This is a genomic window from Pseudoalteromonas galatheae, from assembly GCF_005886105.2.
Taxonomy (GTDB): domain Bacteria; phylum Pseudomonadota; class Gammaproteobacteria; order Enterobacterales; family Alteromonadaceae; genus Pseudoalteromonas; species Pseudoalteromonas galatheae.
Map to the genome: position 1 here is coordinate 826,472 of NZ_PNCO02000002.1, position 26,996 is coordinate 853,467.

A 26,996-nucleotide genomic window follows, 5' to 3' on the forward strand; every position below is an offset into this window, starting at 1 on the left:
GAATAAGTGCCCTTTCTGAAAGTATGGTTGATTGGTGGCAATTAAAGTAAGTTAAAAGGCCAAGAAAAACCCAAGAGCCTTGGCTCTTGGGTTTTACGTTAAAGCAGCGATTAATTCGCTTTTGTTGCTTTGTATTTGATAGTTACGTTGTAGTAAGGGAATAGACCGCGTAGGCGGAAATTCCATTTACCTTCTGCAGGTTCGTCAAATACACAGCTTTCTTCACTCCCCCAAAGGTATGGGCGACAGTCGTACTTAAAGAAGTTTGGCATTCTCTGATGGCGCACATACAGGTCTGCTTCGCCTTGACCCGTGATAGATACTTCTAGTTTATCAAAGCCTGCTGGTAGCTCGATTGAGCGATGTTGCCACCAGAACCAACCTGCAAGGCCTGTAAACTCGCCTTCAATAATCGTCGGCTCTTTAGCAAGGTTAAGGTCGATTACCACGGGGTCATGATCCGATGCGCGATAAGCGTGTGTTGCGTAAAGACTTGCTTTGTGAGTATCTGACTTGTACTCAGTGTTGTAGTCTAGCGCGACGGGTTCGTCAGCATTGATATGCCAATCTGTTACCGACTTTACTTTTTCCATCATCGTGTTTGAAGCAAAGGCGTGATCTAGGCTACCGATACGTCCTTGATACACGTATGAATAATCTAAGCTACTACCATGAAGCGTTTGCTTGATGTTGGCATAACCATTCTCTACATAGGTGTTGATTGGATCTTCCTGAGCGTACGCGTTCATGTCACCTAGAATAATCACATCATCTTCTGCAACTCCTGTCGGATTTGTGCCAAGCCAAGTCGCTAGGGTATTAACCGCAGTGACTCGAGTTTGGTTCCAACAACCTTGACCGTCATTTTGGTCTTGATCTAAGCCCTCAGCTTTTGAACAACTGCCTTTAGAGCGTAAGTGAGCCATTACCACAGTGAAGATTTCTTCGCCGTTTGCCTCTTTGAAAGTTTGTACGACAGGAGGACGGTTACCGTAATCAAATGGTACGGCTTCGGTAAATGCAGGCGTGCCTACTTCAGCTACTTTGTTACTACGATAAATGATACCGGATGTAATTGCATCCCCACCCACTTGGTCAACATTTAGGTTTACAAATGCGTAAGTGTTAGCAGAGTCTGTCGCATTTAAAGCGTTAACGAGGTCGGCAATCGCACTAAACTCACCAAAGCCATCATTTTCTACTTCAAGTAGACCGATGATATCGGCATCGAGCGCTGAAATTGCAGCAACCGTTTTTGCTTTTTGGCGTTCAAACTCTTCTAGATTGTCAGCTCCTCGTGAAGTTGGGAAACCTGCACCTTGACCGTCACCATTGAAGTAGTTTAATACGTTGAAGCTTGCAATACGTAAATCTCCACGCTCTTCTATCTGAGGTGCTTCTGTACGTAGATTAGTATGGACAAAGTTTGGTGTTGTTGTTGGGTGAATACGGTATTGGCTATAACCATATCCCAGTACACCCTCAAGGCCCGTCACAGAATCGCCCAGTCGTAAAGTGTTATAGGCATCTAGCGTGGGTGATGGGTAAGGAATAACGTCAGGGTTTTGTACTGATGAACCATCATCAAGTAAAATTTCTTTGCGCTTGTTTTCAGCTTCTAGCTGGTTTGCTGCGTCACCAGGAGTTGCAACTTGAGTGCTTTGGTACAAACGTTCAGTAGCTAAGCGTACTTCGCCGTAACGTGCAAGTCCGTATGTATCGTTAACGACCAACTCATTTGAAATCGAAACCAACATGCCTTCGTAGGCTTCAAGACCATTCTCTGCAGGTAAAGTAACGGTAGTCGCTGAAGCCGTTGCAGAACCGCATAGCTCGACTGCGTCGACGTTAATAAGTTGAGTTTGACCATACTTCTCTTCAACTTTACCACGTAATTTAACCACATCTCCTGCGCTTACTGGAGTTGCGGTATATACGACAAAAATACCTTCGGAAGTATTATTATCAGCATCATAGTCAGTGCTTTCTTCTTGAAGGAAGAAGCCGCCAAGCCCTGCATCTGATTGTAGGCTTGCAGTGACAACAGCTTGCACTTCAACCGTTTCTCCCGCTAATGGGCTTGCATCGCCAGCGCCCTGAATGGCACTGATCAAGGTATTATTTTCGCCACAAATAACTGGCTCTGGCTCAGGTACGTCACCGCCATTAATGTGGATACCTAGGTTGCTAAAATCATTCTTCGCAAGTGCAAGCCATTGTCCAGTGCCAACAAATGCAGAAGTTGCATCGGTGCGGCCAGTTGTTATTGCAGGATCTCTGACAAGCGTTTTATCTTTTGTTCTAATATCGCCATCAACCCATTCACTACCTGGGTCGACACCAACCTGGCCTAGGCTATCAACAACTGCACCATTGAGCGTAAGCGTAACGGCATCATCACCATTAAACCAGCTACTTGTGTTTGTTAACTGTGCTTTTGCGATGATCTCTGCTGCTGAGTCAGCATGAGCAATAACATAAGTTGATTTAGCCGCAAGTTCACCACTTAGCTCTATGTTCGTGCGAGCTTCTGTTGCACCATTAAAGAAGAAGTTGACGGAGTAACCTGTTAGACTAACAGCTTCATCACTACCATTGTAGAGCTCAATGGCTTTGTTATAACTACTACCTTCAACGTATTCAGAGATAATCACTTCTGCTTGTGCATTTAGGCAAGCTAATGCAATAGCTGAAGCTAGAATAGATTTTTTAATCATTTTTTATTTTCCCGTGTATTATAATTATTCGAATTTTTATTCGAACGCAGCATTTTAAGCGCTATTGATGACAATTCAATTAAACTTCACGGTCTATTTACATTGGTTTACACTAAATTGTGTGTTGAAGGACAAAAGTCGTTGAATTTCATGTCATATATAGAGCGCTAGAGTGAAGTGTTTTATGGATTGTCGTCTAATTAGTGGCGTGATAGTTGCGCTATACTCAATTGGTATTAAAGAGAAACACATTGCTAGCGGCTTGTTTAAAATAAATACAGGAGAACATGAATATGGCGATAAAAAGTTTAAGACAGTCATGCCTCCTGTTTCTTGCTGTATCGTTCATAACACCTGTGAATGCAAGTAGTATTGTCGGTGCTCACAATATCTGGCCGCCGTATATTATCGATGAACGCTCTGGCTTTAGTGTGGATCTCGTACGCGCGGCATTTGAAGCTGAGAATCAAGATTTTGAAATGCTTACTATGCCGTTTAGTCGAGCCATGCGAATGGTGGAAAACGGGCAGGTTGATATTATTCCCGCTTTATGGCGTTCTAACAGTCGAGATAAGCGTTTTGTTTTTAGTGAGCCGTACTACAGCAATCGCCTTGTGCTTATTTCGCACGCGGAGTCTGATATCGACTTTGAAAGCTTGGAAGATCTAAAAGGGTTGAGCGTATGCGCTATTCGGGGTTTCCGTTCTGAAATTGCGCTCGCTCAGATCTCACAAGTTCGCTTAGAAAAGCTCACCAACCTGAGTTCCTGTCTATCGCTCCTGAATAAGCAGCGAGTAGAAGCCGTAGTAAGTGACGAGCTTGCCTTTGCCTATTTGCGGGCTCAATACGATGAATTTCATAGCCTTAAAGTACATCAATCGACCATTGCACAGTGGCCACTTCATATTGGGATTAGCAAATCCAATCCAAAAGCAGCAGAAGTTATTGAATTGTTTAATAAGGGTCTTTTACAACTTAAGGTGAATGGAATTTATAAGGCGACTTTAAAAAAATACCGTTTGGATGAGTGAGCAATTAATCGTACTCGCTTCTTTCGACACATTGGTTTATCGTAATAAAGAAAGGGGTAATGAAGTGATACTTCATTACCCCTTTATCATATGGTTTTTGACTTGTTAAGACCCTTAACGCGCTACAGCCTGCCAACGGCGAACTACCACCAACGCGAGGCTGAACCAAATCAACCATAACGGCATACTACCACTATCACTCTTGTTAGTGATGGTATCAGTAGGCGCTTTGTTGACAGTAATATTTACCTCACCTTGCGCACTTGCTTCGCCATCTGAAACCGTATAAGTGATGATATCGCTGCCAACAAACCCAGCATTCGATTGGTAGGTCAGACTATAGTCAGCATTAATAGCGACACTACCGTGCTGTGCTGTCGCTTCAGTGACTTGCAGGGCGTCGCCATCACCATCACTGTCGTTTGCTAGAACATTAATGGTTACAGGCTTACCGGTTGTAACTGTTGCCATGTCAGATTCTGCCAAAGGAGCTGTATTAGCAATGACAGTAACAGCTACAGTTGCGCCTGCGGTTCCACCGTTCCCGTCAGTTATTGCGTAATTTATCGTATCAATTCCGACATAGCCTGTGTTTGGTGTGTAGTACAGGGTGTTATCTGAATTGATCTGAACCTCGCCAAAGCTGGCTGAAGCATTTGCTATGCTGAGCATATCTCCATCAGCATCAGTGTCATTCGCTAAAACGTCAATAGTAATATTAGTGTTCCACTTCATGCTAATTGCATCGTCTAGCGCTACAGGCATCTGATTATTTGAGAGCAGTACACCGACACCTCCCGGGTCCACAATACTACCGTTTGCTTCACCATCGTCATCATTAAGGCCACCATCTTCTATCTGAAGCTGCACACACCAATGTCCTTCAGTCAAACCCACAGACCAACTTTCATCTCCTGGAGGCGGACAAATACCTGGCTCACCTTCGCTACTAAACACAAGGTTGTTTGCGTCTTCCACAAAGTTAACCCAACTGCCTGATGACGCTTTAAATTTACGGTAAACGGCATCTCTTGGGATAGGTAGACGCTGTGGCATAACTAGCTGATATACTTGACCTGCTTTAGGGAGCCCATAAGCAATAAAGTCAAATAAGCCGCCGGTGATTTGCACATCATCATCGCTGCCCAGTTGTGAGTTACCCTCATCATCTGTCATGAGTAGGCCACCAGTTTCACCGCTTGCGGTAAACTCGCCTTTACGTAAACAGACCCCAGGGTTACCTTCAACTAAGAAACCATCCTGCGTAATCACTTCTTGAGGCATAACATTACACTCGGTGATCGCGTCTTGGAAATCGGGGATCCCGTCTCCGTCGTCATCGGCGTAACCCTCTTGACTATCAGGAATGAGATCGCCATCGGTATCTTCCGTATCAGACAATTGTTGTAGTGACTGGGTCACTTGGATAAATACGCTATCACTATCCTGTGCACTACTTGAGTCGGTAGCGGTATGTGTTACTTTATAAGTACCTGGTTGTAGAGCTGAAGGGTCAAAGCTAAGTTGTAGCGAATCCTCCGTATATTGATCGGAAGTCATACCTGTAACTCTCCATGCGCTCGTCACAGTATCGTCAACATTTGGATCGGTTACCGTTGCAACGACAGATACAGTTCCTTCATCTTGGCTAACGGTTAATCGGTTTTGATCATTCTGAGTCACCATTAGCGAGACATCTGGCGCGATATTTTGTTCGCTCACAGTAATAGTAGTTTCCCGTTTTGAACCAAGGTTAGCACCACTATTCAAGCTGACTGTGATCGTCTCATCGCCCTCAAACTCACTATCTGCAACAGTTTGAATTGAAATATTGGCCTTTGTACCTGAGTTTATCGTTACCGAGCCACTATTCAAGTCATGATCCACTCCAGATGTTGCGCTGCCTGTCACCGTGTAGTCGACTGTGACAGGATACTGCGGGGCAGGGCCATTTAGCAGCACTTGAATATTTACCTTGGTGCCTTCAGCAATGGTTTTGTCTTTACTCAACGACACTATTGGATTCACTCTCAGCAGCTGTTGATCTGTTCCTAAGTTACCGTTTGCATCTGTGGCTTGCCAGTAAACATTATGCTCTCCGGGTGCAAATACGGTTTTACCTTCAGTAAGGGTCACAGGTAAAGGCTCGCCACTGCTATTGAGTGCTGTCGCAATACCCAAATTTACCTTGGTAAATAGTCCCGTCGCATTAACTTCTAAATCTGCTGGGGCGGTGACAACAGGAGGCTCGCCATTGGTTGCGCCACTTATTTCTAATAGTGCGTTTGCTTTAGCTCGACCACCTTTCCCATCACGAATGGCGTAGTTCAAAGTAACTGCACCTGCGAAGTTATTCGGAGCTGTGTACTGCAGAGCATTGCCTACTACGCTGGCGCTGCCTAAACTTGCCTTGACACCTTCGATAATGAGGGTATCACCATCAACATCGGTATCATTAGCTAACACATTCAAAGTGAACGTATTATTGGCGCTCCCATCAAGCTGGAAGTTATCGTTATTTGCAATGGGTAAGTCATTTACAGCTGTGATAGTTAATGAAACCGTATAGCTATCACTTTGCAGCTCTCCATCGCTCACTGAATACGTGAAGCTATCGTCACCATTGAAGTCAGCTCCTGGTTGATATACCCAGCCTGTACCACTGCTGGTTAATGACCCATTTGCTGGCTGATTACCAATTGTCAGCGTTAAGGTGTCATCTTCAGCATCTTGTAATGTCGGCAGAATAGTCAATGAAGTATCTTCTGTAACGCTGAGCGTGAGGTTTTCACCCGTTGGCGCTGTATTTTCGGCAACTACTTCAAGGCTAAATGACGGTAAACTCGCATTGTCAGTGCCGTCACTAACGCTGATTTGAATACCGTTAGTCGTACCAATATCCGTCTCTGATGGTGTACCAGAAAGCTCACCAGTTGATACTGAGAATATTGCCCAACTTGGCTTATTAGTGACAGTAAAGCTTAGCGTGTCCTCATCTTCATCTGTTGCTGCAGGTATAAAACTATAGTTTTCTCCCACAGTGACTTTCACGCCAGGTGTACCACTGATAGTTGGCAAGCGATTGATGTTGACCACGCTTAGTGTGAAGTTAAGGTTTGCGCTTTCACTACCATCACTAACACTGATTGTGATGTTATATTGCTCACCACCATCATTAAAGGTAGGAGTACCAGATAGTGTACCCGTTGTACTACTGAATGTTGACCAATCAGGCGCGTTGGTAATGCTAAAGGTAAGATTATCATTATCCTCATCGGAAGCACTTGGGGTAAAGCTATAAGTTACTCCTTCATTTACCGAAGATGCAGGTGCTCCACTGATGGTGGGAGCTCGATTCACATCGTTTACGGTGATAGAAAATGTTAGGTTTTGAGTGGTACTACCATCACTTACCGTGATCACTATACCACTATAAATACCTGCCTGCTCGAAGTTAGGAGTTCCAGTTAGCGATCCTGTCGTTGAGCTAAATGATGCCCAGCTCGGCTTATTAGCAATAGAGAAGCTTAGGTTGTCATTATCAGGGTCACTTGCGGTTGGTATGAAATTATAAACACCACCCTCAAGTACCGAAGTAGGCGGAGTACCACTGATAGATGGCGCCCGATTCACATTTACAACACTAATATTAAAGCTTAGCGTTTGTGTTGCGCTACCATCGCTGGCCGTTATTACAATACCGTTGTAGTCGCCAGCATCAGTAAAACTTGGCGTGCCGCTCAAGGCTCCTGTGCTGGTACTGAAGGTAGCCCAACTTGGTTTATTGGTAATACTGAAAGTAAGTGTATCTCCATCAGGATCAGAGGTGGTTGGAGTAAAGCTATAACCGCTATTTTCATTAACGCTGGTCGCTGGTGTTCCGCTAATACTTGGTGTGCGGTTCACGTTGACGACAGTAATATCAAAATTTAAGGTATCGCTGGCTGTTCCATCACTCACTGTAATAACAATACCATTGTATGCACCTGCATCGGTATAACTAGGTGTTCCCGTTAAACTACCAGTTGAGGTGCTAAAGGTTGCCCAGCTCGGTTTATTGGTGATACTAAATGTTAAGGTGTTGTTATCTTCGTCAGTTGCGGTAGGCGTAAAACTATATGCAACATTTTCGTTGATGGTCGCCGCTGGAGTACCACTAATAACTGGTGCTTTATTTAGTTCAACAACAAAGCTAAATGTTTGATTGGTAATAGCGCTAACACCGTCTTCCAAGCCATCTTCTAGTGAAAAGACAAAACTGTCACTCGCATTTTGAGAGTCGTCGTGGGTATAAAAAAGATTACCGCTCTCAATATCAGCTTGTGTGAATGTACCATTGCTACCGAGTGCTTCCCCACTGTCTAAGCTGTCATTACTATTTGCATCTACAAAGAGACTTCCGTGACTTGGCAAGGTAGTTACTGTATACGTTAAACCTGTACCACTATCATCCACATCGCTCGCAGACAAAGCTGAACTCGTGATGTTTACTGTTGTACCACCATTTAAGGTTAAACCCGTATTCGTTGCGACAACGGGCGCATCATTGACGTTTGTAACCGTAATGGTAAAGCATTGCTCGCTGGTTTCAGTACCGTCGGAAACAATTAAACAAATATAGTGATCGCCAACATCGTCATTGCTAGGCGTACCCGTCAACGTCGTCTCTGCCGGTGATATTTTTCGAATTCGATGGTTGCCGGTATCTGCAACATAAACGATGCCATTGCTGTCTACTGCAATACCAAAGGGTTGGCTGAAGCGTGCCACACTCGCTAAACCATCGGTGTTTCCTGATGTTCCAGCACTTCCTGCAAAAGTAGTTACTTCGCCTGCGGTCGTGATTTTTCGAATTGTATGCCCCGTTTGCTCGGATACATAAAGGTTATTAGCGCTATCTAGTGCTACATCATAAGGTTTATTAAAGCTCGCTTGCGTGCCTGTGCCATCCGCTGAACCTGCTGAACCCGTTCCGGCAAACGTAGTCACAACACCTGCTGAGGTGACTTTACGAATAGCGTGATTATTGCGGTCAGCAATGAATAGGTCGTTATTGCTACTACTACCGCCATTATAGGGGAAGTTGAATTTTGCCGATGTGCCAGTCGCATCGGTAAACCCAGAAGAGCCTTTGCTGCCAGCAAATGTAGTTACAACACCTGCAGGGGTTATTTTACGAACGATATGAGGGTTCGTTTCTACGACATATAAATTTCCGTTGCTGTCAATCGTGATACCCGTTGGCGCGGCAAAAGTGGCTGCTGTGCCAGTTCCGTCCATACTGCCAGGAGAACCGCTGCCTGCAAAGGTGGTCACGACTCCTGCTGGGGTGATCTTACGGATTTTATTATTTGAGGAATCGGCAACATAAACGTTGCCAGAGGCGTCAACCGTTACGGCTTTGGGAAAGTTAAATGAAGCAGCACTACCAGTGCCTTCATCAGAACCTGCGGTCCCAGAGCCCGCTAGAGTAGTTACAACGCCCTCAGGTGTAATTTTACGGATCACATGGTTACTGTAATCGGCGACATAGACATTGTTATTACTGTCAGTTGCAACATCATAAGGTGATTTGAATGAGGCGGCAGTCCCGGTTCCATCGATATAACCGGAGCTTTGACCTGCAAATGTAGACACCGTTGCTTCTGTGCTGGTGTTCAAGCTTAGCCAACTTGGAAGCGGAGTACTAGCTGAGACAGAAACGGTGACGGCATCTTTGTCAGGGTCGCTGGTTGTGACTGAATACTTGTATACTGAGTCCTCAGTTGAAGCAGTGACCGCAGTGGAAGTAAACGTAGGCTTATCGTTAACAGCCGTGACGTTCACGGTACTGGTCGCGGCATCACCATCAACGGTACCATCATTCGGTGTAACCGTGAGCGTCATTGCCGTTGTGTTGTCTGTTGCAGTAGTAATGTTGAGTTTAGTCGTTACATCGAGGTAGCTATTAAGCGCAGTCGTTGACCCACTTAATGTCATACTTGATGTTCCGCTTCCCGCCACTGTGACGCTACTCACTGTTCCATTGCCGTCGGTGCTTGCGATGGTGCCGCTGTCCAGTGCCAAGGTAACCGTTAAGTTGTCATCTTCGTTATCAGCTAAAACGACTGCAGATAGATCAACTGTTGTTGCGACATCTTCTGTCACCGTAAAGCTTGCTGGTAAGTTACTAATTGTAGGTGCGGTATTGGAGATATTGGCATCTAAATAGGCTGATTCATGCCATGCGACACATATTAAATTTAGTGCGTTGTTACAGGGAACACTGCCTATTAGGGTATACCAACTGCCATTTTGGTTGGCAACACCTTTGACGGTATTCGAAGGTGAGGTTCCGCCCGAACAGTTGTTTGCGGCATTAAATGTCCCTCCTGAATCAGAGAAACTCCAAAAATACTTAACGTTGCCCGAATTTTCTAACATGTCGGATGCGTTACTGTTGAGGGCGCTGAGTGTACCGTTGACAAAGTCATCCCAATTGGTGTCAGCAAGCTTAGTGCCTCCGCTATTATAAACATTGACACTGGGTAGACTGTAATTCGTGTCAAGACTGGCTATATCATCGGATGCAGAGAATGAAATTACTGCACGGGCTCTAACCGGGCCATTACTCACTGCTGTTGAAGCAGAACTATCAATAATATTGTTTAGGCGGTTGTGCTTGCGTAGAAATTTACTTTTGCATAAAGCATCTGCTGTAGTTCTTGCTTCTGCAGCAGTTGTTCCAAAATAACCATTGCCCAGCTCACTAGTTTGATCTGCGTAGTCATATACAATGAGCTTATCAGAGGCTGGGAGTTCAGTGCCGTTACTAACGTAGTAGGCTTCGAACACTTCAGGTCGTATCGAGTTGCTCGACGGCAATAAAGCAACGACACCGTTGTAGCTGGCAAGGTCACCTCCAGAGAGCGTAACATGGTAAATTGAGCTGTTACCTGAGTCGACGGTGATTTGGGTGATTGATGCAGTTGTTTTACTACCTGTATCAATAGTTGTGTCGTTATTGGTGTCTTTCTCATCGCCTAGAATCGTAAAGTCACTGGCAGTTGGCGCAACGGAATGTGCGTTAACAAACGTGACTTTAAAAACTAATTCATCAGCATTTGTTGTTTCGTCAGTTGGTGTGAGCCTTTCGACTTTTTGCCAATTTTCGAGTGCAAATGCGGATGAGGTTAAGGCGAAAAATATACTGCCAGCTATGCAGCTGTTAGAGACAATCTTACGAACACGGCTTAACAGTGAGCGCTGTGTAATCATAATGACCCCTGAGTGGTTCAGTTACTAGGTTGATAATATTTATAGAACTGCTTCGGATGACAACTTTGTGGTTTTTTTATACAAAGATGTCATTTGAGTGTAGTTGATGTTTTGCAGCTTGGAATGACTCTCATAAAAAATTCGTAACCTAAAACAGAAACTTAGGGAAATTTTAATTCTTATTGTTGCGATATTTTTAAGTTTTTAATTTAAAAATAAGAAAAAACGATGAATTAATGTTGTTTTTTTAGATCTTAATTGCGTGTTTAAGTAATAGTTTAATAAATATTAATTTGTTAATTGCAATTTAATTGTTGTCGCACATGGTGTGCATGGCTTCAGTTGCTTGAGATGCTCATTCACTGCTGAAATTTAAATACTACTCGGTGTTTATGCTGACTCTTAGCACAGCTACTTGTTAGTAAAACCAATGCATACGTATTCAATAGATTGTTTAGCTAGGAATTCTATATTGTTAATCTTGTGTGAATAAGAGGCGCAATAATGAAAAATATAAAACTAAACCAAATTGCAGCGGGAGTGTTGTTAGTATCCAGTTGCGTTACACCTGCACATGCCGTTGACGGCGACTCAACAACATTCGTTCATTTATTCGAATGGTCTTGGGCTGATGTTGCTACGGAGTGTGAAACGTTTTTGGGGCCAAATGGCTACGCTGCAGTGCAAGTATCACCACCCAATGAGCATATTACAGGGGATCAATGGTGGACTCGTTATCAGCCAGTCAGTTATGAGATTGCGAGTCGTAGTGGTAGTCGAGCCGAATTTGCCGATATGGTCGCGAGATGTAAATCTGCCGGAGTAGATATCTATGTTGATGCCGTTATAAACCACATGGCCCATGGCAACGGCACCGGAGTTGCAGGTAACACCTTTGGCAACAAACAATATTCTGTCTATAGTCCACAAGATTTTCATGAGACCTGCGCAATAAACCCTGAAGACTACGGTAATAATGCATGGCGAGTGCAGCACTGTGAACTCGTAGGGCTTCATGATTTAGACACCGATGCGAGCTACGTACAAAATACCCTCGCGGGCTTTTTGAGCGATTTACAATCTCTGGGCGTGGCGGGGTTTAGGCTGGATGCAAGCAAGCACATGCCTGCAAGTGATATTGGCGATGTGTTGGCCAAGCTGAATCAACCAGCGGTCGTTTTCCAAGAGGTGATTGATCAAGGAGGTGAGGCGGTTTCTGCTTCTGAATATCATCAAAATGGCTTAGTCACCGAGTTTAAGTACAGCATTAAACTGAGCGAGACATTTAAACAAGGCAAACTGGCTTGGTTAAAAAGCTTTGGCGAAGCTTGGGGCATGATGCCAAGTTATAAAGCCGTAGTATTTACAGACAACCATGATAACCAGCGTGGGCATGGTGGTGCGGGATCTATCGTTACCTTTCATGATGGTAAACTATACGATTTAGCGAATGTATTCATGCTGGCGTATCCTTATGGTTATCCTAAAGTGATGTCTAGTTATGAATTTAATGGTGACACTGATGCTGGTGGCCCTTCGGTGCCTGTTCATCAAAATGGTAACCTCAATTGTACTAGTCAATTATGGCAGTGTGAGCATCGTCGCCCAATGATTGCAGGTGCAATGCAGTTTAGAAATCATACTAATGGCAATTGGACTGTGGCAAATTGGTGGGACAACGGTAATAACCAAATTGCTTTTTCTCGCGGTAATTTAGGCTTTGTCGCCATTAACCGGGAATCTTCTAGTATGGTTCAAAGCCTGCAAACAGGGCTCCCTGCCGGAACCTATTGTGATGTGCTAAGTGGAGGTATCGGTCAAGAAAACTGCGCAGGTAAAAGCATCGAAGTTGATACCAACGGTTACGCACAAATTAATTTAGCAGCTATGGATGCCGTAGCCATTCATCATCAAAGTAAGTTGACAACCCCACCGCAGACTGGTGATTGGCAACGCACATTAGTTTTTATTAAAGCTGAAACTCAATCGGGTCAGGATATGTTCGTTCGAGGTGGTCTTGATCATGCCGCAGCATTGCAGAGAGGGATTGATTGCGGCGCCGATCCTACTCTTTGCTCTTTACCTATCAAGCATTTGAACATGCGAAACATGACAACTTCGGCTTGGAAAGTGGCTGATAACAGATTGGATTGGCTAGGGGCTGAAACTAGGCAGTCTAGTGGTGCCCAAGGGAGTCCGCTGGATTGGACAACCAATATTTGGCCTGCTAACTGGGGCGCGGAAAAACGTTACGACAGCGAGGGTTTTGGCGTCATGTCACTCAACCAATGGGGAGCACATTACTGGTTGCTGGAAGTAGAAATGGATTGTAGCAAAGCATTCAACGGTTGGTTTGAAGTAAAAGCATTCGTTAAAAATGGTCAAGGTTGGGAGGGGGATATTAACCAACAAGGCACACCATATGCGAGCAATAATCATTTTGCTCAATGCGGAAAGTTGAATGTGTTTGAGTTTGGCACAAACTCTGTTCTCATTTTACCCTAATGTTTTTAAAAAATGCTCGCTTATCATCTAGGAGAAAAGGGCTAAATCAGCTTAATTGCGTTTAGGTTTTCGTATATGTGTAGCGAGCTAGAGTTCCAAGGTCGTGATCTGTTGATATCGTAGAGTGCCTAAACTAACTCACCTACACGGCCTCAATTAAGTGGTACAGTATCGCGTTATCCTCTTCCTTGTTTGTGGTGGATCTAAATATTCAGTTTTTGCGGTTGATGACGAACGGCTTGATAGCGCGAGCTGAGCAGTTGCTATTATGTTTCACTTTTTGTCGTCGAGTTCGCGGAACGAGTTTCATCATTGCCTTAGTGTGTGATCAATGACCTCACCCATTTCGATTTTAGTACTACCTTTTGCGCTGATTTATTTAACCGAGTTTTAAACTGCGACGATAATGTTGTGCTTCAGTGCCCAATCAATTTTATATACTTAAACTCGGCCTATTAGATATGAAAGGGCTATCCATCAATAATGATAAATACAAAACTTTACGAGGTTAAATTATGTCCAGTTTAAACTGTTTTTTAACAAGTAAAACATTGAAAAACAATAACTTGATTTAGATCATTAAACGGAGTTATAAAACAATTGTCAGCGCTGTCATTGATAACTATTATCAACTTGCTGTTTGCGAATGGGCCCAATTACATATCAGCAACTAGGCTTTCTATAAGATTAAATAAGGAAAATTTATAATGAAGAAGTTAGGTTTCGCTCTATCCTTTGCCGCCATGCTTGTGTCAGCAAGTAGTGTTGCCTTATCCAATCAAGCGCATGATATTGATGGCTTTGAACGTGTCACAGAGTACGCTAACGGTCCTATAGCAACCGCCGTACTAGCAAGTGAATTTGCACATAACCTTAAGGTTGATTTATATCCAAGAGGCGAGGGAGATTTTTGCAGCTACGCGAATGTATATCACCATACATCGGGCGAGCAAATTGCGCATGCAGATGTCCAACTACTGTCTAGCAATACTTCTGTTCTACAAGCTGTAGCCGACATTCCAGAGCAATACTTGACTGATAATAAACGAGTTGAGATTGCGTGCACTAGCGCTGCTGGTGAGCAGTATGATGTTTATGTTAACGTTCCTGGAGCACCGCTTGTACAGTGGGATATTAGTGCACAGCCTGCTGGGGAGTTTGTTCATCGTCCAAATACATATGGTTATCATAGTGCCTATCGGGTCAAGAGTCATTTAAATGTCGACAGTCAGAGCAACGGTGGGCGCTGTAGCACATTATCCAATCGCGGTGTAGAGCTCGGTTTGTTCCATGGGGAAAATGGCAAAGGGCCTTTCCATTCAGATATATTTACAACAGATATTACCGTGGATAATTCTCAAGCTGGAAAACAAGTACTGTATCAAATCATTGAATGTGAGAATGCAGCTGGTAAAACCTTAGCAGTCAAAGTGTTGTCATTAACAAATCCAACCGGTATTTATATAGTTCATGAAGAGTTAGTAGTGAAGTAATACCACGTGTCGTACGAGCGTGGCCATCGCCACGCTCACTAAAACGATTTTCTCCACCTTTATGACCTTTGTGCGACTTCAGGACCAAATATATTCCATCTAATTTAGTCCAGATTTACATTCCTCAGCTCTGTAAAGATTACATCCAAACGATGCTTAAACTTTAATGTTTATATATTTCATGAAGTTATATGGTGGTATCAATTCTGCATCTATCTCAACATCATTAGCGTATTGAAGGAGTGAAGGATGAAGAACTCAGATAATATTTCAGTTGCAATCTTGGCTACTGACGGATTTGAACAAAGTGAGCTGATTAAACCTAAGCAGGCACTTGAAAGTGCGGGATTTAATGTTGATATCATTTCTTTAAAAAAGGGCGATATTACTGCTTGGGATGAAGACAATTGGGGTGAGAAAGTCGCCGTTGACTTAACTTTGGACGAAGCCACCCCCAGTAAGTATGCTGGGCTTGTTTTACCTGGCGGATTATTCAACCCCGATAAACTAAGGCAAGAAAAATCTGCGGTTAAATTCATTCAGGCCTTTTCAGAGTTTGGTAATAAACGCCCAATCGCGGCGATATGCCATGGCCCTTGGCTGCTAATCGAAGCGCAGCTGGTGGAGGGAAAAACGCTTACTTCTTTCCCAAGTATCAAAACCGATCTTAAGAATGCCGGTGCAGACTGGATTGACCTTAAAGTTGCAGTAGACGACAACTTGATCACAAGTCGTAATCCAAATGATCTTGACGCTTTTAATAAAGCAATCATCGAGGCTTTGCAGCAAGATAATATCAATTAATTGAAAGAGTGGGTTTGTGCCGTTTCAAGCAGACGCTAATAGGTATAAATAAGGAGAAGATAATGTCAGACATAAAGAAAACCTTCTGGGAAGCGCTAGACAGTAGCCCCAATGTGATGATTGGTTTGAGTGATGACAATAATCACCATGAGCCAATGCGAGCACAGCTGGATAAAGACGCCAATGGCGAGTTTTGGTTTTTTACCAGTAAAACAAATCGTATTGCTAGGTGTGGCAAGGCAACCGCGCAATTTTCCAGTAAAGGGCATAACGTATTCGCGTGTATTCGCGGACACTTAATCGAAGAAACAAGACAAGACGTACTTGATGCCCATTGGTCAAGGCAGGCAGAGAGCTGGTTTGAAAAGGGTAAAGATGACCCCGAGCTTATCATGCTTCGTTTTGAACTGGATGATGCTGAAATTTGGCATGTTAGCCCCGACTTAAGTGGCTTATTAAAGCTAGCCGTGGGCAAAAATGTGGAACCGGAAGAAATGGGTGAGCGAGAGACTATCCGCTTTAGGTAGTTATAATACCCAATGTAAATAAGTAACCAAGGCGTAAAGACAGTTTTCGTTTTTGCGCCTTAAGTGCTTCCACTCATACGAAAATACTCCAAAATGTATTGTTAGTAGTTTAAATATTTAGGACTTCGGGGAATTCTCTGGACAACGGCTAACACTGTGATAACAATGAATGTATTGATTTAAAAGTAAGCTGTTTCAGCGAATTCAGGAGTTTACATGGCCACCGAGGGTACCTTTGATAATTGGCAACACGCCTTATCTGCCAGTTACGAGCAATTAATCAATCAACTTGTTACTCATGCTCCGCAGCTATTGGGCGCGGCACTCATGCTATTTGTCGGTTGGATAGTGGCTTGGCTATTGAGTAAGCTGACTATTTCGTTGTTTAAGCTGTGCAATCGCGCATTGGCGGGCTTAAGCCAACGAGTACAAACTGAACAATCGCTTCAGCTAAATCTAAAACACGCTCGACTGATAGGGAAAACCGTGTTTTGGGTCACGATGATGTTTTTTATCGCAGCGGCCACATCCAGCCTTGGTTTAAACTTCTTTAGTGACTGGATCTCCTCGCTACTCAGTTACTTACCAAATCTCCTTGCTGGGATATTTATTATTGTTGGTGGTTATCTGCTTGGTAATTTGGCCAGTGCCATGGCAAGAGCCGGTGCGCAGTCGGTCGGGTTTGCGCGAGTCGAAGTCGCGGGTAACATAGCCAAGCTCGCGATCCTATTTACCGCAACAGTAATAGGTATTGAGCAATTAGGGATCAATATTCAATTTGTGACCAATATGGTAGTGGTGCTGACAGGCGTACTATGTGCAGGAGTTGCATTGGCCTTTGGTCTTGGGAGTCGAGAGCTAATCGCAAATACCGTTGCAGCAAAACAAGCGCTGCGTCACTGTCGAATTAACGATCAAATTGAAATTGCGGGCGTTTCAGGCACGCTCACCGAAATCACGGCAACGATGCTAGTGATTGAAACCCAAAAGGGGAGAACTCTAATACCGGCTAGGCAATTTTTACAGGACTCGGCACATATTACCGCGACACACAGTCATTCAAGTAAGCAGTAGGGAGGCCCTATGTCAGCGTTAAACCTTAAAATTGCGCAACACTTTTTACAAGAAGAGCCCGCAGGCGCCGCGCGCTTACTTTCTTTGCAAACGCCAGATGTAGCTGCCGAGTTACTCAAAACTCTATCAAATGAAGTTGCTTTAAATGTGCTTAAAGTCATGCTGCCTCGTAGTGCAGCAGAAATTCTGATAACGCAAACGGATGTCGATATTGCTAGATGGCTTGGCAAAATGAAGCTGGCAGATGTTGCCGCTATCTTCAGGCATCTACAGGATGATGAACTTGCACGTTTTCTTAACCTTGTCTCAGTAAGACGACAAACTCTCTGTAAGATGCTGATTAGCTATCCAGATTATACTGTAGGAGCATGGGTCGAAACGGATGTATTAATTCTTGAAGAGACAATGACAGTTGAGGAGTCACTGCTGCGTCTAAAAAAACGTGACTACACTGGGTTTGCACTAGTTTATGTGGTGGATCAGCACCGGCATGTGGTGGGTCAGTTGTCGCTTTACCATTTACTTCGAAAAACATCGCAACAGAAAATTGCAGATTTAATGGATACTCACGTCATTTCTTTAAGCGGTTATACCGAGTTGCATAGTGCATTAAAGTCACCCGTTTGGGCGCAACAAGATCAGGTTGCGGTTGCCAATCGAAATGGTGACTTTATTGGGGTGTTGCCACATTACAGAGTGAGAAGTGCACTTGGCAGAGTGGATGAAACACAAGACAAGCAAAGCGAATCTTTAGATTTGTTAGATGCCTACACCAGTTCGTTTGCCAGCATGTTAGATACATTGGTGCCAGTTAAGGTCAAGGGGAAATAAGCGATGAGCGCAGCAAAAGATACACTAGATTCAGCGGTAGAGCAGCTCAGTGAGGAGTTTTTAAGTAAGTTTCCGCTTAAAAGTGCGCAGCTCCTCGGCACTTTACCTCCAGAAGAAGCCGCTGAATTATTACAACAGCAGGCACGACATATCATTTATCGTCTATGGAAATATTTGCCACCAGGAGCGGCTGAGCAGATTTTTACGCAATTCCCGGTAGATTATCAAGCGCAGTTTATAGCGAGCCTAGATAGCCATATTGCGGTTGGACTATTGAACAAACAATCGCAGGAAGCGCAGCAGGCGCTACTTGCCAAATTAACGGAGCAGCATTCAACCATAGCAGATGAACTTAGTGAGCTGCTGGTTTTTCCTGAAAATACTGCAGCGAGAATGATGAACAAAAAGGTTCAAGCGTTTTACTCAGATACCACACTACGTGAAGTGCTCTCGCAGCTGAAGCGATTAGACGGTAAAGTGCCAGATGTTATCTATGTGCTAAACGAACAGCAGGATTTGGTGGGCGAAACAACACTCAATGTTTTAGTGGGAAGCTCCTCAAGTAAAACTCTGATGCAGGTTGCGACACCGATCCGAGTCACGTTAAATGTGATGGATCATAAAGATCAGGTCGTGGAAGCGTTTGAAGGGCACAAAGTGCGAGCAATTCCAGTACTTGATGCGCAGCAACAGCTAGTTGGGCAGATCCGATTCTTTGATGCCTATCAATCAACCAAAGAAGATTTAGCGAGTGATATGCAGACCATGGTAGGTGCAAGTAAAGACGAGAAAGCCTTATCAAGTAGTTGGTTTGCAGTAAAGAAACGGCTTCCATGGTTACAGATTAACTTATTAACCGCATTTGCGGCTGCTGCAGTCGTGGGGGCATTTGAGGGGCTGATTGCTCAAGTTACCGCTTTAGCTATTTTACTACCAGTGGCAGCTGGGCAGTCGGGTAACGCAGGAGCTCAAGCTTTGGCTGTAACGATGCGAGGCTTAACGCTACGAGAAATTTCGACGCGGCACTGGTATCAAGTGATGCTAAAAGAGATGATGGTTGGGCTGTTAAATGGGGTAGCAATAGCGGTTACGTGTGGTATTGGTGTATATCTGTGGAGTCAATCACTCGGTCTTGCACTTGTTATTGCGCTGGCGATGATATCGTCTCTTGTCATTGCGGGAAGCTCAGGCGCTATTGTACCAATAGCATTGAAAAAGTTTGGACTCGATCCAGCGCAATCTTCATCAATTGTACTTACGACAATTACAGATATAGCAGGTTTTATGTCATTTTTAGGGATTGCGTTGTTGTTGTCTGATATGTTGCCGAAAGGCTAAGAGAGGAATGGGGTACTTCGTAGAGCTAGTGCAGGCACTAGCTCTGAGCAATACGTATTAGTTAACTACTACGTTGCTTGCTTGAGGACCTTTCTGGCCTTCTTCAACTGTGAAAGACACTGATTGGCCTTCAGTTAAAGTTTTGAAACCGTCAGAAACGATAGCACGGAAGTGTACGAATACATCTTTACCGCCGTTTTCTTGAGTGATGAAACCAAAACCTTTCTCTTCGTTGAACCACTTAACTGTGCCATTTACTGTGTTAGACATAATTGAAACCTTTTTCAAAAAATTAATTGTGTGGTGAAAATCACCGATAAAGCGATAGATAAAACTTAGCTAGTAACGCATTGGTATATCTATAAACGACTTTTTAAAAAAAAGAGTATCAAGAAAAAACAGTGCAGCAGTAGTAAGTGCTCTAAGTATCTAAAGCCTGCATATAGTATAGCGTTCTTATGGCGCTGTCCAATGAAGTTTGCAACTTTTTTGTTTAAAAAGTGAGCTGTGATGAGTTTTGATCGGATTTATTGGTGGAACTTTGATTGTGATGCACGAATTTGAAACGTGTGTTTTCTAGCCTTGCATGCTTAAAATTTACTGTTGTACAAGACTTGGCTTAGAGGTATTTCAACGAATACCTATTTGCTCGGAAGCGCTGAGAGATAACACTTCCAAACTTTTAACTATTTGTATCTGTTGATTTCAACCTGGATCACCCCATCTTCAGGCGTTGAATTAAAGTAGAAGGGATGAGCTTGCCAGCGTTCATCGCTCCCAAATATTTTACCAATAGCCGTTGCGGTTTCGATTGGCTCGTCTTCATTAATATATATATCCACTCGACAGGCCGTTTCACGGCAGTCAATATTAGTTACGCGTAGCTTGTTTAGAATGTCGTTTTCCATGAAAAAGTAATGAATCTGATCGGAAAATTCGTATGCCCAAGTTTCGTCTACAGATTGTTCGTTAAAGTCTTTATCATTCGAAGGTATGATTACTCTTTCTTCACTTTCTTTGGGTTTTTTGATTTCAGCATATTGATTAGTTGTATTCTCATTCGCGAACTTGCCATTAGGCTTTGGCTTGCTGATAGCTATTTCTTCGAGGTGTGGTTTTAAATTGCCTGAAGCCTGAATGTTGTTGGAGAGAGCCGCGATACGTTCCTCCAAGTTATCTCGCTCAAACTCCAAGCCTGAGATTACCGCATTCAGATAGATAGAGTAAGCAGCTAATAGAAAAATCCCTGTTGCTGTGAGGTATCGCATAGTAAATCCTTGTCTATTTGGTAATTATTATATCTTTAATACCAATTTGCTCCTTCAAATTGAACAAGAGTTAAGACTAATTGGCATAATAGTCTTTTATATCATTCAGTCATGGTAAACGGAACTGAGCTAAGAGTGTTTTAGCTTCAAAACTATCAAATTGCCCACCAATATGCAGTAAGTGTTGGCTATCTTTGTTAAAGATAAAAAGCTCATCAAAGCTACGAGTGTAGTTGGCCAGCGATACGGCCAGCCAATCACCAGTGTTAAATATGCCAATGTCGTTAGGTGATATAAGCTCATGGACTTGATAGGCAATGTTGTAATCAATGGCTGGATTATCTTTGTTTTTTAATGCGATAAAATAAGACGCAAAATCCAGTTCATACTTGCTATGTAGACCGCCGGTAATATTCTCAGCCGACTTCTCTTTGTTCATTTTACGTCCTTATAAAGGATACATTTTAGGAAAGAGGAGCATATGGTGCATGAATAACTGCTTAATTAAATTTGAATTGTGAATGTTCCTTTTTAACCTGAATTCCCTTTTTACGATTGGCTTACTCCTCTGCCACTGCTGCGTTGTCTATTACCTGCCTCAATGCTGCATCCATCTTTAGGATAAAGTCTTGTTTAAATGGATATTTTTCTTCAAACCCTTTTAAGTACCCAATGTGGGCAGTGCGACGCATTACTATTTTATCTTCAACAATATTACTGGTGTTTAAACTTGGTGTTATCTGCGACATTTTATTAATACCAAGTAACGTGGAAAGGCGATCATTGACGTAACAATCAACGCGCCCACGAGCGAGCTTTTCGATATTTGAACGTGTGCTTTTGTTTTCCCAAAGTTGAATAAGCCCTTGTTTTTGCGCTTCCATTAGGCTTTCATCTAAGATGATATAGCCAGCATTAATGCCAATATTAAGTACTCTTTCTGGTTTAACATGAGGCAAGTTTTTTAGCGTGATCCCTTGATTGCAAAAGGCAACAACTACTTCTTCTTGAAGGGGAATTGAATACGGCCAGATATAGGGGCGTTTTTTGATATGAATATAAGGAGGCATTAACGCCATTGCTTCACCGGATGCCATCGAGGAAACGCCTCGTTTCCAAGGTACCGCTTGCAAATTAACTTGATATTCATGACTCAGCAACCGCGCAGCTTGCTTCACTATATCGACATAGATACCATAAAGCTCGCCGTTAATTTGATAACTATAAGGCGGGTAAGCATCGTCGACCAATATGGTGACTTTGATAGGTGCCGAGTATTCAGGTTTATGTGGAGCGGCGCTAGATAAAAGCGGCAGAGAGATACAGTAGCAAATAAAAACAAAGCGAAATAAATTCATTTTTCACTTATGTACGTAGTAGTCATTTTTTAAATATAGCTAACAAATAGCTAGTTTGTTAGGTTGGGGTACTCAACTTGTGTTATGGAGAGCTTAGGCTATATATTCCCAATATGAACGTATTTGATATGCTTCATTATTGCCTGATTGAAGCACTTAGGTATTGACACTGCTAATGTCTATTTAGAAACTTTTTTAGAGCAGATGTCTACTAATGAAAGGGATAACAGATGAATATACACGTTGATTTTGCCGCTCAAGTCTATTTTTTTCTGGTGGTAGTTTCAGCTGGGATCAGCATACTTTTGGTCAAAAAAGCAAAAATGGGAAAGCTTGAAATGTTTATCGGTTTATTTATGAGTTTACTGCCACTGTTTTCTCTTTTGTTTATTCTCGTCATGCTTTGTATCGCGAACTCGAACAAAAAGTTAGCTGAATAGTTGAGCAAGAAGCAAACAAAGGAGGCTAAAGCCTCCTTTGTTTATGTGACCGTTGACTACAGTTTATTTTCAGCGAGTGCGATAAAGAAACTATAGCTTAATGCAACATCGTGAATACGCTTAAAGCGACCAGATGCACCACCGTGGCCGGCTTCCATATCGGTTTTTAGCAGCAGTAAATTATCGTCGGTTTTATATTCGCGTAGCTTAGCAACCCATTTTGCAGGCTCAAAGTATTGCACTTGAGAATCATGCAAACCCGTGGTTACAAGCAGGTTTGGATATGCTTGGGCTTTAACTTGATCATAAGGTGAGTAAGACAGCATGTAGTCAAAATATGTCTTCTCATTTGGATTACCCCATTCATCGTATTCATTTGTGGTCAGCGGTAGTGTTTCGTCTAGCATGGTATTGATCACGTCAACAAATGGTACAGCTGCATGTACACCATCGTACAACTCCGGCGCTTGGTTAATGACTGCACCCATTAATAGGCCACCCGCGCTGCCACCTCTGGCATAAATACGTGAAGCATCACCATATTTTTGCTCAACGAGTGCTTTTGTAACGTCAACAAAGTCGTTAAAGGTGTTCTTTTTATTTAACTTTTTGCCGTCATCATACCAAGGACGGCCAAGCGTTTCTGAACCACGAATATGGGCAATCGCATAGACAAAACCACGGTCTAAAAGGCTTAAGCGGCTTATAGAGAAAGTTGGCTCAACATTAGAACCGTATGAACCATAACCGTATTGTAGTAACGGGTTAGAACCATCTTGCTTGAACTTATCTTTACGATAAACAATTGAAACTGGTACTTTTATGCCGTCACGTGCGGTAATAAAAATACGTTCAGATTGGTAGTCTTCAGGTTTAAAGTCGCCCAATACTTTATCTTGCTTTAGCAGTGTTTTGTCTAAACTAGCAAGGTCGACATCATACACAGAAGCTGGGGTTGTCATACTCTGATAACCAATTCTTACCGCATTTGCGTCTAGGTTTTCGTTACCCGTTAAATAAACGGCGTAAGCCGGATCGTTAAAGGTCAATCGCTTGCTTTCGTTATTGTTTAAATTTAACACGGTGATTTGGCTAAGGCCATTTTCACGCGTTTCGTAAACGAGGTGCTGATTAAATAGCTCAAAGCTATCTAGTTTTGCACCGGCATTGTGTGGCACGACGGTTTGCCATTTTGAAATATCACTTGCATCGCCTGCTTTAACGCGCATCAGTTTAAAGTTTACCGCGCCTTTGTTGGTGTGGATGTAATACCAGTCGCCAAGTTTAGCAATGCTATATTCGTGACCACTTTCTCTTGGAATAAAGCGCTCTGGAGTTGCCTTAGCATTATCTGCGTCTAGTAAAGAAACACCAGACGCTTCGGTACTTGAGTGGTGAATGTATATTTTGCTCTTGTCTTTGCTCTTTGAGATATAGGTGTAATAGCTGTTATCTTTTTCTTCGTAAATCAGTTCATCTGAGCTTTGGGCTGTGCCTAGAGTATGACGGAATACTTGATAACCGAGTAAAGTAACCGGATCTTTTTTGATGTAATAGATGGTCTTGTTATCGTTAGCCCAAACAATAGGACCTGAAGCGCCTTCAATTGTATCGTCCAATAACTTGCCTGTCGTTAAGTCTTTGATTCTAATCGTATAGATTCGACGACTTAACGTATCTTCAGCAAAGGCTAGTAGGTTTTCGTTGGTTGAAATGGAAAGACCGCCGACACCGTAATAGTTTTGACCTTCAGCACGGATATTCGCATCAAAGATAGCTTCTGCATTTTTGCCATCTTTGTGTTCGCTGCGGTAATAAGTGAAATATTCTTTGTCACCTTCAGTGGCACTAAAATAATAGTAACTGCCGTTTAGTACCGGCACACTGCGATCATCTTTGACCACTTTGTTTTTGATTTCTTCAAATAAGGTTTGTTGGAGTTGCTCTGTGTTTACAAGCTTACTGTCGGTATAGGTATTTTCTTTGGTTAAGTGTGAAAGCACCTTTTCATCGCTTCTGGTATCGTCACGCAGCCAATGATAATTATCGATAAGTTCTTGACCGTGAATGGTCGTTTTGTGTGGAACTTTTTCTGCAATTGGTGCCATAACAGTGGCTACCTGCTCAGCTTCTACTTTAGGTGATGTATGTTGTGACGGAGCCTCTTGGCAACCAAGTACTGCAAGCAAAGATGCAGCCACTACTGTAAATTTAAATTTCTTCATTTGTTGTTCTTGTATAATAAATCAATCGCCCCAGTCTAAACTAGTTCTCATTATGAGGACAACTAATTGAGACGATATTTTGTAACAATCGTGGAAAATAAGATGTTAGTTTTTCAACTAGTCAATATCAAAACGTCCAACTAAACGCTCTAGATCTTTTGCTAAATCAACTAATTGGTCTGCGCCTGCGTTTAATGCCGCAGTCTCTTCACCGACTTGCCTTACAGAAACATCAACCGAGTCGATTAACCGTCTTGTATGACCCGCATTCTCCCCCTGCAATGAGGCTTGTGACGCTATATTCGAAACAGATGCTTTAATTCTTGACACTGCCTGCGCGATATCAGCAAACGCTTGTTGAGCGCTTTGTGATTGTTTGATAGTTGTCTCAGATTCGCTTACGCTTGACGTCATTTGGGCTGATACCGCCCTAGTTTGCGCAATGAGGTTGGTTAACACTTGCTCTATTTCTTGCGTAGCATCATGCGAGCGCTGTGCAAGCGTTCTTACTTCATCAGCAACCACTGCAAAGCCTCGGCCTTGTTCACCAGCACGAGCAGCTTCGATCGCTGCATTTAATGCCAAAAGGTTAGTCTGCTCTGCGATAGAACGGATCACGCCTAAAATGTTCGTGATATCTTGGCTTTCGCTTTCGAGTTGGTTCATGGCGTTGGCGGACTCAGCCAACGAATGATTGAGCCTCGCAACCTGCGATACCGTGCTTTCGATCGTGCTATTACCACGCTGGGCGTGATCGTCTGCAGTGACAACATCCTCCAAAGTATGACCGCAGCTTTCACTGATCTGTGCAGCAAGTTGCTCCACAGTTTCAGTGGTCGTGGTAGCACTGGCGGAGTCTTCAGCCTGCGCATGGCATTGATTACGGATATCATTGATACTCTTTTGTGACCCTAATGCAGCATCATTCAACGTTGAGGCATTACTTTGAATATCTTTCACGAGCGCATTAATTGAGTCCAAGAATTTATTGAACCATGCGGCCAACTCTCCAATTTCATCGTTGGTGACTACTTTTAAACGTTTGGAAAGATTGCCTTCACCTTGTGCTATTTCTTTCAAACCTTCAGACACCATTTCGATAGGCTCAACTATCTTGTTGGCAAGCGTTATTGCGATAATAATAAACAAAATTACCATGATGACCGCGATAATAGTGATACTAATCGTCATATCTAAAGCTGAAGCTAAGATTTCATCTTCATCGATCACTGCGATAAATTGCCAGCCGAGTGTGTCAGAGCGATAAATCTTAGCATTATAAGTCTTATTGTCTGTTTCGATAGTGAGATAGGGTTCATTTGTGGCGCTGCGAATGGCTTTGTAAAGTGGGCTGGTGAGATCTTTAATGTGTTTAAAGTTATTATTTTTATTTTTTGGATCGGCAAGTACAGTGCCTTCGGCATCAAGAAGAATTAAATACCCAGACTCCCCAAGACGAATATTGCTAACGATATCGGTCAGTGTAGCAAGCGTTACATCTAATGATTGCACGCCAATTACTTTGCCGTCACGTTTTATACCTGTGGCAACAGAAACCATAGCTTGTCCTGTTACTCCTTGGTAAGGCTCAGTAAGAATAACCTTGCTAGGATCTTTAGAGGCATTTTGATACCAAGGCCGTTTTCTTGGATCGTAATTGCCAAGGGGTTCCGCAGGATACTGAATAAAACCTCCGGATCCAGTGCCAAGATATACAAACAATAATTCTTCGTGGGTTTGTCCAAATGCACGGTAAAGCTCAAAAATATTGCTTTCGGTTTGACCATTTTGTAGCGGAGTCATCGGTTTTTCAGCACCAAAATAAGTGGTGGTATCTTGACCCACCTGTTGCACGGCCTTGGACTCGGCGAGGAAGCGCGCATTTTTCTTCATCTGTTCAAAAAACAGTACAAAAGACTGTTCGGCTTGTCTTATCTCATTGCCAGAAGCATCAAGGAATTTATCAAGAGAGTCTCTTTTGGTCTGAGAAATGCTGACCACAGAAATCGCTAAAATAGGAATGATCACAGTGAGAACAAAGCTAATAATGAGCTTTTTGCGCATTTTCATACAGACAACCCTTAAATATCCGAGTGTTTTTATTATGCTCCTAGAGGGAGCGTATATT

Annotated in this window: 17 protein-coding genes; 9 read left to right on the forward strand and 8 right to left on the reverse strand. The window is 43.1% G+C overall.

The features are described 5' to 3' along the window. Positions 1 to 110: 110 nt before the first annotated feature. Positions 111 to 2,717 (reverse strand): ExeM/NucH family extracellular endonuclease, encoded by a 2,607-nt coding sequence (locus CWC29_RS21635; protein ID WP_138523250.1) that lies wholly within the window; start codon positions 2,715 to 2,717, stop codon positions 111 to 113. 293 nt (positions 2,718 to 3,010) lie between these two features. On the opposite strand from CWC29_RS21635, the gene CWC29_RS21640 reads away from it, so the two are divergent. Beyond that, the gene (locus CWC29_RS21640) at positions 3,011 to 3,748 is read left to right on the forward strand and encodes a substrate-binding periplasmic protein (protein ID WP_128727353.1); all 738 of its coding nucleotides are present in this window, start codon (positions 3,011 to 3,013) and stop codon (positions 3,746 to 3,748) included. A gap of 114 nt (positions 3,749 to 3,862) precedes the next feature. Here CWC29_RS21640 and CWC29_RS21645 read toward each other — a convergent pair whose 3' ends face one another. Beyond that, entirely contained in the window at positions 3,863 to 11,005 is a 7,143-nt protein-coding gene (locus tag CWC29_RS21645; protein ID WP_138523252.1) for an Ig-like domain-containing protein, read from the reverse strand. Positions 11,006 to 11,509: 504 nt separating this feature from the next. On the opposite strand from CWC29_RS21645, the gene CWC29_RS21650 reads away from it, so the two are divergent. From CWC29_RS21650 to CWC29_RS21680, 7 genes are all read left to right on the forward strand, one after another. Next, entirely contained in the window at positions 11,510 to 13,510 is a 2,001-nt protein-coding gene (locus tag CWC29_RS21650) for an alpha-amylase (RefSeq protein ID WP_138523254.1), read from the forward strand. A gap of 707 nt (positions 13,511 to 14,217) precedes the next feature. Continuing rightward, complete coding sequence (locus CWC29_RS21655) at positions 14,218 to 15,003, forward strand: hypothetical protein (protein ID WP_138523256.1); 786 nt, start codon at positions 14,218 to 14,220, stop codon at positions 15,001 to 15,003. A 249-nt stretch (positions 15,004 to 15,252) separates the two neighbouring features. Beyond that, positions 15,253 to 15,807 (forward strand): type 1 glutamine amidotransferase domain-containing protein, encoded by a 555-nt coding sequence (locus CWC29_RS21660; protein ID WP_138523258.1) that lies wholly within the window; start codon positions 15,253 to 15,255, stop codon positions 15,805 to 15,807. A gap of 62 nt (positions 15,808 to 15,869) precedes the next feature. After that, the gene (locus CWC29_RS21665; RefSeq protein WP_138523260.1) at positions 15,870 to 16,334 is read left to right on the forward strand and encodes a pyridoxamine 5'-phosphate oxidase family protein; all 465 of its coding nucleotides are present in this window, start codon (positions 15,870 to 15,872) and stop codon (positions 16,332 to 16,334) included. Positions 16,335 to 16,550: 216 nt separating this feature from the next. Further along, entirely contained in the window at positions 16,551 to 17,408 is an 858-nt protein-coding gene (locus CWC29_RS21670; RefSeq protein ID WP_138523262.1) for a mechanosensitive ion channel family protein, read from the forward strand. 9 nt (positions 17,409 to 17,417) lie between these two features. Further along, entirely contained in the window at positions 17,418 to 18,239 is an 822-nt protein-coding gene (locus tag CWC29_RS21675; RefSeq protein ID WP_138523264.1) for a magnesium transporter MgtE N-terminal domain-containing protein, read from the forward strand. A gap of 3 nt (positions 18,240 to 18,242) precedes the next feature. After that, entirely contained in the window at positions 18,243 to 19,577 is a 1,335-nt protein-coding gene (locus CWC29_RS21680) for a magnesium transporter (RefSeq protein ID WP_138523266.1), read from the forward strand. 57 nt (positions 19,578 to 19,634) lie between these two features. Here the strand turns inward: CWC29_RS21680 and cspE are convergent, their stop codons facing one another. The 4 genes from cspE to CWC29_RS21700 all read right to left on the reverse strand — a co-directional run bounded on the left by cspE (position 19,635) and on the right by CWC29_RS21700 (position 22,203). Beyond that, positions 19,635 to 19,847 carry a transcription antiterminator/RNA stability regulator CspE gene (gene cspE, locus CWC29_RS21685; RefSeq protein ID WP_010369631.1) on the reverse strand — a complete coding sequence of 71 codons (213 nt, stop codon included), beginning with the start codon at positions 19,845 to 19,847 and terminating at the stop codon, positions 19,635 to 19,637. Between the two features lie 416 nt (positions 19,848 to 20,263). After that, on the reverse strand, positions 20,264 to 20,845 hold the full coding sequence (locus CWC29_RS21690; RefSeq protein ID WP_138523268.1) for a hypothetical protein: 582 nt from the start codon (positions 20,843 to 20,845) through the stop codon (positions 20,264 to 20,266). Between the two features lie 109 nt (positions 20,846 to 20,954). Beyond that, positions 20,955 to 21,284, reverse strand: coding sequence for a hypothetical protein (locus CWC29_RS21695; protein ID WP_138523270.1), 330 nt, complete (start codon positions 21,282 to 21,284; stop codon positions 20,955 to 20,957). Between the two features lie 121 nt (positions 21,285 to 21,405). Then, positions 21,406 to 22,203 carry a substrate-binding periplasmic protein gene (locus tag CWC29_RS21700; protein WP_128727342.1) on the reverse strand — a complete coding sequence of 266 codons (798 nt, stop codon included), beginning with the start codon at positions 22,201 to 22,203 and terminating at the stop codon, positions 21,406 to 21,408. Positions 22,204 to 22,433: 230 nt separating this feature from the next. On the opposite strand from CWC29_RS21700, the gene CWC29_RS21705 reads away from it, so the two are divergent. Then, positions 22,434 to 22,643, forward strand: a complete 210-nt coding sequence (locus tag CWC29_RS21705) for a hypothetical protein (protein ID WP_128727341.1) — start codon at positions 22,434 to 22,436, stop codon at positions 22,641 to 22,643. Positions 22,644 to 22,699: 56 nt separating this feature from the next. On the opposite strand, the gene CWC29_RS21710 is transcribed toward CWC29_RS21705, so the two are convergent. After that, a complete protein-coding gene (locus CWC29_RS21710) occupies positions 22,700 to 24,868 on the reverse strand; it encodes a S9 family peptidase (RefSeq protein ID WP_128727340.1) in 2,169 nt (722 codons plus the stop codon). Between the two features lie 117 nt (positions 24,869 to 24,985). Then, positions 24,986 to 26,938, reverse strand: a complete 1,953-nt coding sequence (locus CWC29_RS21715; protein WP_128727339.1) for a methyl-accepting chemotaxis protein — start codon at positions 26,936 to 26,938, stop codon at positions 24,986 to 24,988. Between the last annotated feature and the right edge of the window lie 58 nt (positions 26,939 to 26,996).

What these genes read in the sequence shown, in the direction of transcription:
- CWC29_RS21660 (WP_138523258.1), top strand. Translation starts at nt 15,253, where the DNA reads ATGAAGAACTCAGATAATATTTCAGTTGCAATCTTGGCTACTGACGGA.
- CWC29_RS21695 (WP_138523270.1), bottom strand. Translation starts at nt 21,284, where the DNA reads ATGAACAAAGAGAAGTCGGCTGAGAATATTACCGGCGGTCTACATAGC.
- CWC29_RS21705 (WP_128727341.1), top strand. Translation starts at nt 22,434, where the DNA reads ATGAATATACACGTTGATTTTGCCGCTCAAGTCTATTTTTTTCTGGTG.
- CWC29_RS21665 (WP_138523260.1), top strand. Translation starts at nt 15,870, where the DNA reads ATGTCAGACATAAAGAAAACCTTCTGGGAAGCGCTAGACAGTAGCCCC.
- CWC29_RS21680 (WP_138523266.1), top strand. Translation starts at nt 18,243, where the DNA reads ATGAGCGCAGCAAAAGATACACTAGATTCAGCGGTAGAGCAGCTCAGT.
- CWC29_RS21675 (WP_138523264.1), top strand. Translation starts at nt 17,418, where the DNA reads ATGTCAGCGTTAAACCTTAAAATTGCGCAACACTTTTTACAAGAAGAG.
- CWC29_RS21640 (WP_128727353.1), top strand. Translation starts at nt 3,011, where the DNA reads ATGGCGATAAAAAGTTTAAGACAGTCATGCCTCCTGTTTCTTGCTGTA.
- CWC29_RS21650 (WP_138523254.1), top strand. Translation starts at nt 11,510, where the DNA reads ATGAAAAATATAAAACTAAACCAAATTGCAGCGGGAGTGTTGTTAGTA.
- CWC29_RS21635 (WP_138523250.1), bottom strand. Translation starts at nt 2,717, where the DNA reads ATGATTAAAAAATCTATTCTAGCTTCAGCTATTGCATTAGCTTGCCTA.
- CWC29_RS21710 (WP_128727340.1), bottom strand. Translation starts at nt 24,868, where the DNA reads ATGAAGAAATTTAAATTTACAGTAGTGGCTGCATCTTTGCTTGCAGTA.
- CWC29_RS21690 (WP_138523268.1), bottom strand. Translation starts at nt 20,845, where the DNA reads ATGCGATACCTCACAGCAACAGGGATTTTTCTATTAGCTGCTTACTCT.
- CWC29_RS21715 (WP_128727339.1), bottom strand. Translation starts at nt 26,938, where the DNA reads ATGAAAATGCGCAAAAAGCTCATTATTAGCTTTGTTCTCACTGTGATC.
- CWC29_RS21655 (WP_138523256.1), top strand. Translation starts at nt 14,218, where the DNA reads ATGAAGAAGTTAGGTTTCGCTCTATCCTTTGCCGCCATGCTTGTGTCA.
- CWC29_RS21645 (WP_138523252.1), bottom strand. Translation starts at nt 11,005, where the DNA reads ATGATTACACAGCGCTCACTGTTAAGCCGTGTTCGTAAGATTGTCTCT.
- CWC29_RS21670 (WP_138523262.1), top strand. Translation starts at nt 16,551, where the DNA reads ATGGCCACCGAGGGTACCTTTGATAATTGGCAACACGCCTTATCTGCC.
- cspE (WP_010369631.1), bottom strand. Translation starts at nt 19,847, where the DNA reads ATGTCTAACACAGTAAATGGCACAGTTAAGTGGTTCAACGAAGAGAAA.
- CWC29_RS21700 (WP_128727342.1), bottom strand. Translation starts at nt 22,203, where the DNA reads ATGAATTTATTTCGCTTTGTTTTTATTTGCTACTGTATCTCTCTGCCG.